This window comes from Thalassobacillus devorans (genome assembly GCF_900176565.1).
GTDB lineage: Bacteria > Bacillota > Bacilli > Bacillales > Halobacillaceae > Thalassobacillus > Thalassobacillus devorans_A.
Window position 1 is genome coordinate 223,464 of record NZ_FXEH01000004.1, and the last position, 13,534, is coordinate 236,997.

At 46.5% G+C, this 13,534-nt stretch carries 8 protein-coding genes and 1 riboswitch; of the genes, 3 read left to right on the forward strand and 5 right to left on the reverse strand.

Features of this window, described 5'->3' with window-relative positions; translation table 11 throughout:
• The first annotated feature begins 17 nt into the window (after window positions 1-17).
• Together B9Y67_RS03020 and B9Y67_RS03025 are read left to right on the forward strand one after the other, a co-directional pair.
• Window positions 18-2,456 carry a glycogen/starch/alpha-glucan phosphorylase gene (locus B9Y67_RS03020; RefSeq protein ID WP_085505300.1) on the forward strand — a complete coding sequence of 813 codons (2,439 nt, stop codon included), beginning with the start codon at window positions 18-20 and terminating at the stop codon, window positions 2,454-2,456.
• A gap of 24 nt (window positions 2,457-2,480) precedes the next feature.
• Window positions 2,481-4,400 carry a glycoside hydrolase family 13 protein gene (locus B9Y67_RS03025; RefSeq protein WP_085505301.1) on the forward strand — a complete coding sequence of 640 codons (1,920 nt, stop codon included), beginning with the start codon at window positions 2,481-2,483 and terminating at the stop codon, window positions 4,398-4,400.
• 289 nt (window positions 4,401-4,689) lie between these two features.
• Here B9Y67_RS03025 and B9Y67_RS03030 read toward each other — a convergent pair whose 3' ends face one another.
• The 5 genes from B9Y67_RS03030 to metC all read right to left on the reverse strand — a co-directional run bounded on the left by B9Y67_RS03030 (window position 4,690) and on the right by metC (window position 12,572).
• Window positions 4,690-5,640, reverse strand: a complete 951-nt coding sequence (locus tag B9Y67_RS03030) for an IS3 family transposase (protein ID WP_139823713.1) — start codon at window positions 5,638-5,640, stop codon at window positions 4,690-4,692.
• Window positions 5,598-5,906: a transposase gene (locus B9Y67_RS03035; RefSeq protein WP_085505303.1), complete on the reverse strand. Its 309-nt coding sequence runs from the start codon at window positions 5,904-5,906 to the stop codon at window positions 5,598-5,600. The genes B9Y67_RS03030 and B9Y67_RS03035 overlap by 43 nt, the downstream gene beginning before the upstream one ends.
• 188 nt (window positions 5,907-6,094) lie before the next feature.
• The gene (gene metH / locus B9Y67_RS03040; RefSeq protein ID WP_085505304.1) at window positions 6,095-9,547 is read right to left on the reverse strand and encodes a methionine synthase; all 3,453 of its coding nucleotides are present in this window, start codon (window positions 9,545-9,547) and stop codon (window positions 6,095-6,097) included.
• A complete protein-coding gene (locus tag B9Y67_RS03045) occupies window positions 9,528-11,387 on the reverse strand; it encodes a bifunctional homocysteine S-methyltransferase/methylenetetrahydrofolate reductase (RefSeq protein WP_085505305.1) in 1,860 nt (619 codons plus the stop codon). Before B9Y67_RS03045 ends, metH begins: the two co-directional genes overlap by 20 nt.
• A gap of 3 nt (window positions 11,388-11,390) precedes the next feature.
• Window positions 11,391-12,572 carry a cystathionine beta-lyase gene (metC, locus tag B9Y67_RS03050; protein ID WP_085505306.1) on the reverse strand — a complete coding sequence of 394 codons (1,182 nt, stop codon included), beginning with the start codon at window positions 12,570-12,572 and terminating at the stop codon, window positions 11,391-11,393.
• 87 nt (window positions 12,573-12,659) lie between these two features.
• A riboswitch (SAM riboswitch) is annotated at window positions 12,660-12,771 on the reverse strand.
• A gap of 173 nt (window positions 12,772-12,944) precedes the next feature.
• Here metC and B9Y67_RS03055 point away from each other — a divergent pair.
• Window positions 12,945-13,418, forward strand: a complete 474-nt coding sequence (locus B9Y67_RS03055; RefSeq protein ID WP_254901686.1) for a YkvA family protein — start codon at window positions 12,945-12,947, stop codon at window positions 13,416-13,418.
• Window positions 13,419-13,534 lie beyond the last annotated feature (116 nt).

Genomic DNA, 13,534 nt, shown 5'->3' on the forward strand with positions numbered 1-13,534 from the left:
AATTGGAGGAAACCGTAATGTTCAGCGACAAAGAGGAATTCAAACAGGCATTTTCCCAGAAGCTCGAGGCTAAACTAGGCAAAACAGTTGAAACCGCTACAGAGGTGGATGCATATAGAGCTCTTGGTTCGCTGTTGCGAGAAAGAATCGGAACAAAATGGCTGGAGACGAACCAGCGCTATGAACGAGAGAAGGAAAAGCAAGTCTACTATTTTTCCATGGAGTTTCTGATCGGCAGATTGATGGGGAATAATCTCCTGAATATGCAAATAGTCGATGTTGTGGCAGAAGGTTTGAAAGATTTAGGATTTGAACTGGGGGAACTAGAGGAAGAAGAGAGTGACGCAGGCCTCGGTAACGGGGGGCTGGGTCGACTTGCTGCCTGCTTCCTGGATTCCCTTGCCTCATTGGGGCTGGCTGGTCATGGCTATGGTATCCGGTATAAATACGGTATGTTCGACCAGCAGTTCATCGATGGCAATCAAGTCGAATTTCCTGACTTATGGCTATCACGTGAATTTGTATGGGAAGTCCGTCGCCCGGAAGAAGCAGTGGAAGTCCGTTTCGGCGGTCATGTGTCTTCGAGCAAGGATGAAGATGGCAACCTGCATTTCGACCACCATGATTATGAGCAGGTCCAGGCGGTTCCCTATGATGTCCCGGTTGTCGGCTATAACAGTGATACCGTCAATACGCTGCGCCTCTGGTCTGTAGAAGCGAACCTGGATGATACGATCAAAAAAGCATCAAGGCTGAATGAGTTCGGGAATTTCCTCGGCCACAAGCGCTCCCTTGAAGCAATTTCGGAATTTTTATACCCCGATGATTCCCATGAAGAAGGGAAGCAGCTGCGACTGAAACAGGAATACTTTTTAGTATCGGCAGGGGTTCAGAGTGCCGTGCGTGCTTTTGAACAGCTCGAACTGCCCTGGTCCGCCTTTCCTGAAAAAGTCGCTCTCCATATTAATGACACCCATCCTGCAATGGTGATTCCGGAACTGATGCGGGTTTTGCTGGATGAAAAGCAGCTGGGATGGAAAGAAGCCTGGGACATCATTCAAGCCTCGGTTTCCTACACCAATCATACGACCCTGAGTGAAGCGTTGGAGTCCTGGCCTGTGGATATGGTACGGCAACTGCTGCCACGTATTTTTATGATTATAGAAGAAATCAACGAGCGGTTCTGCCAATCGTTATGGGAACAGTATCCGGGAGAATTCGACCGGATCGCTGAACTGGCTATCATTGCCGATGGGCAGGTGAAAATGGCTCACCTGTCGATTGTCGGCAGCCATAGCATCAATGGGGTGGCAAGGCTTCACACCGAGATTTTGAAAAAGCGGGAAATGAAAATTTTTTATAATACATTTCCTGAGCGGTTCAACAACAAGACGAACGGTATTACCCACAGACGCTGGCTGATGCATGCCAATAAGCCGCTTGCCGGACTTCTTACAGAAACAATTGGTGAAAGTTGGATAAATGAACCTGGGCGCCTGACAGACCTGCTGGCTTATCAGGAGGATGCAGGTGTATTGAATAGCTTGGAAAATATCAAGCAAGCGAACAAAGAAAAGCTGGCTTCCTGGGTTTACGACACGAAAGGAATTTCCCTTGATCCGCAATCGATTTTTGATGTCCATATCAAGCGTCTCCATGGCTATAAACGTCAGCTCTTGAATGCGCTCCATATCATGCATCTGTATAACAAAATCAAAACAGATCCTTCGCTGGAAATGGCCCCAAGAACCTTCTTTTTCGGTGCCAAAGCAGCACAGGGCTACCATTATGCCAAAAAAATCATCAAGCTGATCAATACGATTGCTGACGTGGTGAATAATGACCCGGTAGTAAGCGACAAGCTTAAAGTTGTTTTTCTGGAAAACTATTCGGTTTCTCTTGCGGAACGGATCATCCCGGCAGCCAATGTGAGTGAACAGATTTCAACGGCCAGTAAGGAAGCTTCCGGTACCGGAAACATGAAGCTGATGATGAACGGGGCGTTGACACTTGGAACGATGGATGGCGCCAATGTGGAAATTCATGAACTTGTCGGGGATGACAATATTTACACGTTCGGCTTAAGCTCGGAGGAAGTTTTGGAGTTTTACCGGACCGGGGAATATTCCTCGAAGCAGGTGTATGAAACGAACGAAGAGGTTCGACTCACTGTCGATCAGCTAATTCATTACAGTCCTTTTTCAAAAGGGGATACAGAATTTCAGGAAATCTATGACTCGCTCGTGCACCATAATGATGAATTTTTTGTACTGAAAGATTTCGCAGCTTATGTAGCGGCCCAGCAGCGGGTTAGCTTTGATTATCAGCAGAAACAGGCATGGAACAGAAAGAGCCTGGTCAATATTGCACATGCCGGGAAATTCTCCAGTGATCGGACGATTCAGGAATATGCCTCTGATATCTGGAGGATTGCACCAGTAAATACGCTTAAGTGATCAATGAATGGAGGAGGACGTACGATGAAATCAAACGACGTTTATCATAACAGCTTCAAATCACAATACCGCGAGCCTTTCGGTGCTGCACCAAAAGGCTCCAATGTGACCCTTACCATTGATATCCATAACCGCTACCGCATTTCAAGCGTCATCCTTCATTATATTTTGGATAATACGGATAAAGAACAAACGCAGGAAATGGATATCTATAGTGAGCAGCATCAATTTTCCGGCTATGAAACTACCATTACCATGCCAGAGGAACCACAACTGGTTTGGTACTACTTTGAAATCCAGCTGGAAGATGGCACGTTTTTTTATGGACGTCGCAATATTGAAGAAAGCGGTGATGGGGTTGTGTATGATCATGTTCCCCCGTCCTGGCAGATTACCGTCTATGATGCTGCCTATGAAACTCCGGAATGGTGGAAGCATGGAACCATCTATCAGATTTTCCCTGACCGCTTCTATGCGGCTGGTGAACGTGAGCTTGCCAAGGCTCCGAAGACAAGCCTGATGCACAGCCACTGGGAAAATGACCCGATTTATATCCGTGATGAAAATGGCGCTGTTGTCCGCTGGGACTTTTTTGCGGGGAACATCCAGGGAATAATCGAGAAGCTCGACTATATCGCCTCACTCGGTGTCACGGTGATTTATCTGAATCCTTTATTCGAAGCGGAAAGCAACCACCGCTATGATACCGGCGACTATCATACGGTAGACCAGCTGCTTGGGAGCAATGAAGATTTGGCAGAACTTGTTCAGAAGGCTGGTGAACATGGGATTGAAATTATGCTCGACGGTGTCTTCAACCATACCGGCAGCAACAGCATCTATTTCAACCAACGCGGCCAGTATGATTCGATCGGAGCCTATCAATCGAAAGAATCCCCATACTATTCCTGGTATCTCTTCCATAACCACCCTGATGAATACGAGTCCTGGTGGGGGGTAGGGACACTTCCCACCGTAAATAAAGACGATGAAAGCTACCAGAACTTTTTGATTCATGATGAGGAAAGTGTCCTGAAGTTCTGGCAAAAACACGGCTTGAAGCACTGGCGTCTCGATGTCGCTGATGAATTGACCGATGATTTGATTAAGCAAATCTACCAGCAGCTGAAAAAAGAAGATGAATCAAGCGTGTTGCTGGGAGAAGTGTGGGAAGATGCCACGACGAAAATCGGCCATGGCAAACGCAGAGAGTATTTCCTTGGCGGTGTATTGGATTCGGTCATGAACTATCCGCTGAGGGGACTTATGCTGGCGTTCATGAGTGGCGATGCTGATGCCCATGACGTGGAACGCCGGTTGTTGACTTTGAGCGAACATTATCCGAAGCACTACTTTTATGCCTTGATGAATATGTTATCCAGCCATGATGTTGAACGGATCAAGACGATGCTCGATCAGTTTTTGCCGGGAGATATGCTAGCTGACGACAAAGCTGTAATCGTTGATGCCCAGGTGAAAGCCCTTAGTTTGTGGCTCTATACTTTCCCGGGAGTACCATCGCTTTACTACGGTGACGAAGCAGGCTTGACCGGGGGGAGCGATCCTGATAATCGGAAGCCTTACCCGTGGGGAAGAGAAGATGATAGCCTGGTAGAATGGTATAAAATGATTGGGAAATGGCGCCGCGAACATCCGGCATTACGGACCGGCTGCTGGAAATCCCATTCGCTTCATCATGATGTGTATTCTTTTGAACGATGGATTGAAAACGGAGTTGACAATTTTGGCGGGAGTGCCAGTGATGAACATATGATTTATCTGTACAACCGTCATATTCATGAAAACCGGGAAGTTACATTGATGGTGAGAAAAGGGAAGTGGCAGCATATGGAGAATAAAAAGCGTGTATTTAAAGCAAAAGACGGCGAGCTCACGATAACACTCGGTCCGTCGGAAAGTATGCTTCTCCGTCATATGCATTAATCAAAGGTCACCCTTGCTCTGATTGTGAGCTAAGGGTGGTCTTTTTTTGGGTAGAAAAGGGTCATTTATGAGACAAACTTACAGTTTGTGAGAAGGGCTGGTGCATATGAGAGACAATATGGAACGAAAGAGTGACAATTTCGAGAATAAGAGAGACACTTTGGAATTCTGTCAATAAAGTGGACAAAAATAGATCACTCAGCGGGCCACTTTTTCTTCCGCGTGTTTTCTTCCGAAACACTTGGATGCCTCCGCATAAAGGGAAGGATACCAAAACCGATCCTACCCTTTATGCAGAGGGAGTTTGTTCTGAAGCGAGCTTCTGACTTTGGCCCGAATAATAGGCCTTTTCTTTTTCAATAGGGCTCTTATCATCCAAGAAGGAATGCATACGCTTCTGGTTATAAAATTTAATATAAAATTGAACAGCTAAAATAGCTTCAGCTTTTGTAGGGAATACGTATTTATACAAGTACTCCTTTTTTAATGAGGCAAAGAAACTTTCGACACAGGCGTTATCATAGGGTGTGCCTTTCCGACTCATGCTTATTGTAGCTTGGGCTTCTTCAAGGGTTTCTACATAAGCCCTGGAACAGTATTGGGATCCTTGATCTGAATGATGGATCCATCCTGCTTCTGGCTCCCGAAGGGAGATAGCTTCTTCTAAGGCATGTAGAGATAGCGATTGTTTCATATGGTCGTCAATACGAAAACTGATAATACGGCGAGAATACAGGTCCATGACAGGATTTAGATACAAGAATCCTTCACCAGTATGAATATAGGTAATATCCGTAGCCCAGACCTTGTTCGGAGCTTCTGGTTGAAACTCTCGTTTCAAATGGTTAGGAAAAGTTTGATTGGCATGTTTCGAATCGGTAGTCGCTACAAACTTCTTTGGTGGCACTGCATACAGTTCTAACTCCCTCATACGGTTTGTCACTTTCTTCTCGGAAACCGATAGTTCATCCTCATCCCGGATTTTTTTATAAATACGAGGGCTGCCGTAACACCCATGATTATCGTGATAGTGAAATAGAATTCGCTCATCTAAATGCCGGTTGAATGCTTCCCGCTCTGTTTCTGGCTGCTCTAACCTGTGGAGGTAAGCATAATAGCCTGATGTAGACACACCAAGAACTTCGCACATCTTCGATACGGTGTGTTCTGTACGATGTTCATAAATGAACTCGAACTTTACTCTTTTTCTTGCGTGAAGATGTGCATTGCCTTTTTTAATATTTCGGCTTCCTCCTGAGCTTCAAGCTTCTCTTGCCGTTCTTTTTCATACATCTCTTTGTACTCAGAGGCCGTTAATAGCTGGTTTTGTTCCTCTTTTTCTGCGTTCTTCTGCTTGTCACGATAGCTCCCTACCCACCGCTTAACGGTACCGTAAGGTAAATTGAGCTTGTTGCAAATATCAGTCATTTTATGTCCGTCTAGGACAATCATTTTAGCTACATACTCTTTAAATTCCGAACTGTAACTCTTCATTTTTTTAGTCAAGTGAACACGTCCTTAATTTAAGCTTTAGGTCGATTAAAACATGGCTCACTACCTGTGTCCACTTTCTATACTAGTTCCAACTTTTGAAAATAAAAGAGACAGATAAAATGATATAAGAGAAAATACAGCGGGATAAGAGACAACAATAAATACAGAAAAGGCAGCGAGAAAATCGCTGCCTTTCGTATTTAATAGACGTTGAAATATCTGGCATCAGGATGAGCGAATACGATGGCGGTGACAGAGGCTTCCGGCTCCATCATGAATCCATCGGTCAGCTCGACGCCGATTTGTTCCGGCTTAATCAGCTGGAATAATTTTTCCTGATCCTCTAAATCCGGACAGGCCGGGTATCCGAAGGAATAGCGTTGGCCTTGATATTTAGCCGAGAACCGCTGCTGCATTGTAAAATCAGTTGGATCCGGGAATCCCCATTTATCACGCATCAGCTGGTGAACATGTTCGGCCAGGCCTTCTGCGGTTTCGAGTGCCAGTGCCTGCAAGGCATGGCTTTCCAGGTATTCACCTTGTTCCTTTAACATTTCTGCACGGTCTCGAATTCCTTTTCCAGCGGTGACGGCGAAGAACCCGACATAATCCATCTCTTCACTGGATACCGGACGGAGGTAGTCTGCCAGACAAAGGAATGGCTCCCGTGGCTGGCGCGGGAAGGTGAACCGCTCGATTTCCGTCTTTTCATCAGCTGGATCATAGATGATGACATCGTCCCCATCCGATTGAGCAGGGAAAAATTGATAGAGAGCAGATGGCTCAATCCAACTCTCTTTTTTAGCTTTCGTCAACAAATCGTCAACGACACCCTTCAAATGGACGGCTTTTTCATTATTCTCAGCTATCAATCTGGAATACTTGCCTTTCAGTCCAAGGTGGTGACCGATCAGCATCTGCATATTGATATAGGGTTCTATATGGTCAACCGAATAATTCCGGAGAACATGCTGTTTGTAATCCTGTGGATGGTAGACAGGTACCTCAGTTGATACCGAAGACTTCGGTTTGACAGCCACAGCAGTAGCTCCCTGAGATTGTTCCCGGTCCGCGTTTTTAGCTAAAGCCGCCTGCTGTTTTTCATGGAGCTCGCCTACCAGTGCTTCCCGCTCTTCCTCATTACTGAGGCGATTCGATAATGCCAATCCATCCATCGCATCTTTCGCGTAGAAAACCGGTCCTTCATATTGCGGAAGGATTTTCGTCAATGTGAATTTACGGGATAAAGCGGCTCCGCCCACAAGAATCGGAATGGAAATCTTTTGCTGGGTCAGATCCTGTGCTGTCAGTACCATCTGTTGGGCGGACTTGACGAGCAGGCCGGATAACCCGACAAAGTCAGGGTTTTCCTCTTTGATTTGATTGATCAGTTCTGAAGGGGTGACTTTAATGCCAAGGTCGACCACTTCAAAGCCATTGTTACTTAGAATAATCTCGACAAGATTCTTACCGATATCATGCACGTCACCTTTGACGGTGGCGAGCAGGACTTTCCCTTTTTTATTAGAGGTATCCGCTACTTCCATGTGGGGTTCCAGGAAGGCGACGGATGCCTTCATTACTTCGGCACTTTGCAGAACTTCTGCAACGATCAGCTGGTTGTCGTTGAACAGGCGGCCAACCTCAGCCATACCCTCCATAAGCGGTCCATTGATCACCTCAAGTGGAGTATTGTATTCTTCAAGTGCCTGTTCTAAGTCAGGTATTAGTCCTTCTTTCGTACCCTCCACGACATAATGCGCAAGCCGCTCGGCAAGTGTCATTGTCTCGGTTGGCACTTTCGTCTCTTTTTTCTTCCCACGGTAAAAGGCAGTGAACTCTGCCAGTGTTTTATCATTTGTATCAAAGAGCAACTGATTGGCTTGCTCGATTTCTTCTTCCGGGATCGAAGCATATCTCTCTAACTTCTCCGTATTTACAATCGCGTAATCCAGTCCTGCCTTGGTACAGTGATAGAGGTAGACGGCGTTCAGGACTTCACGTCCTACTGGTGGCAGGCCGAATGATACGTTGCTGACACCTAGTACTGTCTGGCATTCCGACAAATCTTCTTTGATCAGGCGAATCCCTTCAATTGTAGCTTCGGCAGAACCGATATACTGTTCATCACCGGTGCCGACCGGGAAGACAAGTGGATCAAAGATGATATCGGATGGCTCAAGCCCGTATTCGCCAACGAGAATATCGTAAGAGCGTTTAGCTACCTCCAGCTTCCGTTTTGCAGTGACGGCCATCCCTTCTTCATCAATGGTTCCGACAACAACAGCCGCTCCAAATTTCTTCACTACCGGCAGCACTTCTTTGAAGCGTTCCTCCCCATCTTCAAGGTTGATCGAGTTGATGATCGCTTTTCCCTGGGAATATTTGAGTGCTTTCTCAATGACTTCTACATCCGTCGAGTCGATCACCAGGGGAACCTTCACTTTATTGACGACTTGCTTCATGAAAGCTTCCATGTCCTGCGTTTCATCACGGTCAGGATCGGCAAGACAGATATCAATGACCTGAGCACCTTTTTTTACCTGGGCCCGGGCAATCTCCGATGCTTCCTCAAACTTTTCCTCGGCAATCAGCCGCTTGAACTTACGGGAGCCGATGACATTGGTCCGTTCACCGACAAGGATCGGCCGGTCATTTTTGTCATCATATAGGAATGGCTCGATTCCGGAAACAGCATGGGGGTGGGAATCCGGTGCGGTCCGTGGTTCCAGACCTTCCACAGCTTCCGCGATCGCTTTAATGTGGTCCGGTGTCGTACCACAGCATCCCCCGACAAGATTCAGCCAGCCCTTTTCAGCAAAGCCGGCAATTTTTGCTGCGAGTGACTGTGGTGTTTCATGATAGTTTCCTTCTTCATCGGGAAGGCCGGCATTCGGATAACAGCTCGTTGCCGTGGTCGCCAAATCAGACAGGGAGCGGAGGTGGTCACGCATGAATTCCGGTCCGGTGGCACAGTTCAAACCAACGACAGCAGGATTCATATGTTCCAGGGAAATATAAAAAGCTTCGATGCTTTGGCCGGCAAGTGTGGTCCCCATCGGCTCAATTGTCCCTGAAATGATGAGCGGCAGTTCAGTGCCAGTGGTTTCAAAAGCCCTTGTAATCCCAAGGTAAGCGGCTTTTACATTCAGCATGTCCTGGGAGGTTTCTAAAAGCAGCAAGTCGACACCGCCGGTAATCAGGCCGCGAGCCTGTTCTTCATACGCTTCTGCCAAGGCATCGAATGTTGTTCCGCCTGTAACGGATAAGGTCTTAGTTGTCGGGCCCATCGCTCCAGCTACATATCGCGGTTTTTCTGCACTGTTAAAAGATTCAGCTGCTTCTTTAGCAATTTGTGCTGCTTTGATATTGATTTCCTCAGCTAAGTGGCCAAGGTCATATTCATCCAGGACAAGACTGGTCGCTCCGAAAGTATTAGTCTCGATAATATCGGCACCAGCTTCCAGATATTCGGTGTGAATCCGTTCCAGTACATGGGGGGCGGTAATGTTCAAATATTCGTTGCATCCGTCGTAGGCTTCTCCGCCAAAATCTTCCGGTGCCAGGTCTGCCTGTTGAAGCATCGTTCCCATCGCACCATCCAATACTAGTATTCTACTGGCCAGGTGTTCCTTAAATGATGTTGATGCCATTGGAAACCTTCCTTTCCTGCTTTGCGGTTTGTTGTTTGATGTATTCCGTCAATTCTACCGTCATTTCATAACGTAGAAAAGGGGTGATTAAATAGATGCCATTAAACAAATCAAGCGCCGCATCAATCAATGATTTGGCGATGGCAATCCCTTCTTTCTGGGAACGTTCTTTGTCATGGCTGTGTTGTTCCATGCTCTCCCGTATTTCCGGTGAAAGCGTGATGCCTGGAACTTCATGATGCAAAAATTCCGCGTTTCGCGAGCTGGTCAGCGGCATGATACCGATATAAACCGGTGTATCGAGATGTTTCGTAGCTTCATAGACTTCCACGATCTGCTTTTCGCAGTATACCGGCTGACTGATGAAGTAATCAGCGCCATAAGAAATCTTTTTCTCTAACCGGCCGACTGCCCGGTTCAAATTACGCACATTCGGATTGAATGCAGCAGCAACAGAAAAATCAGTCTTTTCTCCTAGTGATTTACCAGAGAAAGAGATACCTTCATTGAGCTGCTTAATGTAGTGAATCAGGTCGAATGACGATAAATCATACACGGAGGTGGCCCCGGGAAAGTCGCCTATTTTCGTAGGGTCACCGGTCACGGCAAGCACCTCGCGGATACCAAGTGTGTGCAGTCCCATCAAGTGCGATTGCAGCCCAATCAAATTCCGATCGCGACAGGCGATATGGACAAGCGGATTGATCTCATATTCCTGCTTGATGATTGTTGCCATCGCTGTATTGCTGATTCGGGGAGAGGCGAGAGAGTTGTCTGCCAGTGTTACCGAATCGACTCCAGCATCTCTTAAAGCCTTTGCCCCGCGCAGATACTTTTCTGTATTCAACTTTTTCGGAGGATCCAGTTCAACAATAATGGAACGCTTTTTCTTTGCGATTTCATGAAGGTGTTCCTCACGCTTACTTTCATCTGCCTGCTTAGGCACAGGTGGCTGTTTAATAGGTACTACTTTCTCGGTAATCGGCTTTCTGCCTTTTACTTCTTTAGCGACCGCAGCAATATGCTCGGGAGTAGTCCCGCAGCAACCGCCGATCAGACGTGCTCCCTGCCGGTATAAATCCAGCGCGCTTTTTTGAAAATAATTCGGGTCATTCGGGTAGATTAATCTTCCATCATCGTAATCTGGCAGACTGGCATTCGGATATGCAGAAAGCACTGCTTTTTCCGGTAATGGAACGTCTTCCAGTGCTTGAATCATATGATAAGGGCCAAGCCGGCAGTTGACGCCGACAACATCAGCACCTTTTTGTTCCAACAGGTGAAGCGCATCTGCAAGTGGTGTGCCATTTTGCACAACGCCGGGCTCATGCATGGAAACTTCCGCAATTAATGGAAGATCAGTTTCCTGCCGGGAAATCTCTAAAACGGTTGTCAGTTCTTCCAGGTCATAGAAGGTTTCAAAAATCAATCCGTCTATATCTTCCATCAACAGGCAATATAGCTGCTCACGGAAACTGCGTTTCAATTCGTCCATAGTTGGTATTTCTTTTTGAATATCCCGGATGCCTCCGATGGTGCCTACGACATAGGCATCTTTACCGGCGGCTTCTTTTGCCAGGCGTACGGCTGCAGTATTGATTGCTTTTACGTGATCTTCCAGCCCGTAGCGGGATAATTTAATATAATTGGCTCCGTACGTATTGGTCTGAATGACATCAGCACCGGCACGGACATAGGCTTTATGCACATTTCGTACTTCTTTCGCATGGGACAAGTTCAGTTCTTCAAAACAACGGTCGACCCCGTAAGAATAGAGCAGGGTCCCCATCGCGCCGTCTCCGATTAATGTCTTTTCCTGAAGTGCTTGATCTAATTTCATTCGTTATCCTCCTAGTTCGACTTCCAGGCTAGTGATCGACTGTAATGCCTGGTCAAAATCTTTGATGATGTCTTCGGCTTTTTCCAGGCCCACAGATAGACGGAGCAGACCGTCGGTAATACCTCTTTTCAGCCTTTCCTGTTCAGGCATGGAAGCATGGGACATTTTCGCCGGGTAAGAAAGAATCGACTCGACAGCTCCCAGGCTCACAGCAAACACTGGAATTTCTACGTGTTTAGAGAATTCACGGACGGCAGCTGCATCTTTCAGCCGAAACGAAAGGACAGCACCGGGACCGTCTGCCTGATAGTTATGGGTCGAATAACCAGGATGAGTACTAAGGCTTGGGTGATATACTTCTTCCACCAATGGATGGTCGTCTAGATATTGTGTGATTTTGATGGCTGATTCGGTCGATTGTTTCAACCGGCAGTCCAGTGTCTTCAGTCCTCGTAAAACGAGCCAGGAGTCATGCGGCCCAAGAATCGAGCCGAAAGCATTCTGTAAATACGGGAGCTGTTCAGCGATCTCCGGATGGTTCGTAACGGCGAGGCCAGCTACAACATCACTATGTCCCGCAATGAATTTAGTAGCGCTGTGCAGAACCAGATCGGCACCAAGCTCCAACGGCCGCTGCAGGGCTGGAGTCATGAATGTATTATCGACGAATGTGTAGCAGCCATGGGCTTTAGCAAGTTTAGCAACAGCACTGATGTCGGTTATATTTAAGAGCGGATTAGCTGGTGTTTCGATGTAGACGACTTTGGTATTCGGCTGAATGGCTGTCGCGACCGCATGCAAATCTGTCATATCGACGAAAGTATGCTCGATTCCGAACCGGTGCAGGACCTCGTGGACCAGTCGAAATGTCCCGCCGTAGACATCTTCCGTAATGACTACGTGATCGTTTTTGGACAACATCATGAACGAGGTGGAAATGGCAGCCATACCGGATGCGAAAGCAAGCCCTTTATCGCCGCCTTCAAGCCTGGCGATCTCCTCTTCCAAGGCTTCTCTTGTCGGGTTGCCTGATCGGCTGTAGTCATATTTTCCTGGATTATCAAAGTCTTCCTGATGAAAAGTTGACGCCTGCTGGATTGGCACGCTAACCGCACCTGTGGTCGGGTCGAACTTATGATTACCGTGAAGCACGCGTGTCTGAAAAGAATACGAATGATCGGTCATGTACAATTCCTCCTCGTTGAAAAATCATAGGTAAATATAAAAAAAGTCTTCCCATAAGAAGAAGACTTTTGAATGAATAAGTTCCTCTCCTTATCTTCCAAGCTGCATCACACAACTTGCTGGAATTAGCACCTTTCTGGTCACACCAGTGGTTGCTGAGGCTTCGACGGGCCAGTCCCTCTGCCTCTCTAGATAAGAAATCATCGAGTTAGTATTTAATTGGTTCTCACTAACTTACACTAAAGCGGTGAATTTTACAAGGGTAAGAAGTGAATTTTTCGAATTTTTATAGTAGAAGAGAATGATTGACAACGATGTATTCGGGGAAGGTAAAATAAAAGAAGCGCTTATATCAAAAAGGAGAATTAGATGATGAGTGAAGAAAACAATTATAATAAAAAACTGAATAACTTCAATCCCGCCAAAGCAGTGGAAACCGGGCGTAAGTATTTTTCCGAGAGTAAATTTTTTGCCAAGATGGGCCGCTATGCATTATTGCTCGGCTCCAAGATCGCTTACTATAGCTTCCTTTTGTATTACACATTCAAGAGCCCAAACACCCCGAAGAAAGACAAGCTTACGATTGCGGGTGCCCTTGGTTATTTGATTTTTCCAGCCGATGTCATACCTGACTTCATTCCGGTCGTGGGTTTTGCAGATGACAGCCTCGCTATCATCTATGCCATATACAGTGTTGTTTCCCACATCGATGCTTCGATCAAAGCACAGGCCCATGCCAGCATGGCCAAGTATTTCGGCGAAAACTTCAGTAAAGCTGGTATCGATGATAACCTTTTGTTTGATCAGTCTGATGATGATGACGAAAATCATTCACAGGCGCAATAAATTACGGGGCAAGGCGCTAAATGTCCTCATTAAAATAATGCAGTACTAAATCCCCTCAAGAAGCGAGGGGATTTTGATTTGCTGTCAGCGTCTATTTTGTTATAGGATAGAGCGAT

Bases quoted from the DNA above. Each gene is read 5' to 3' on its own strand.
- B9Y67_RS03020 (WP_085505300.1), top strand. From the start codon at position 18: ATGTTCAGCGACAAAGAGGAATTCAAACAGGCATTTTCCCAGAAGCTC.
- B9Y67_RS03025 (WP_085505301.1), top strand. From the start codon at position 2,481: ATGAAATCAAACGACGTTTATCATAACAGCTTCAAATCACAATACCGC.
- metH (WP_085505304.1), bottom strand. From the start codon at position 9,547: ATGGCATCAACATCATTTAAGGAACACCTGGCCAGTAGAATACTAGTA.
- B9Y67_RS03045 (WP_085505305.1), bottom strand. From the start codon at position 11,387: ATGAAATTAGATCAAGCACTTCAGGAAAAGACATTAATCGGAGACGGC.
- metC (WP_085505306.1), bottom strand. From the start codon at position 12,572: ATGACCGATCATTCGTATTCTTTTCAGACACGCGTGCTTCACGGTAAT.
- B9Y67_RS03055 (WP_254901686.1), top strand. From the start codon at position 12,945: ATGAGTGAAGAAAACAATTATAATAAAAAACTGAATAACTTCAATCCC.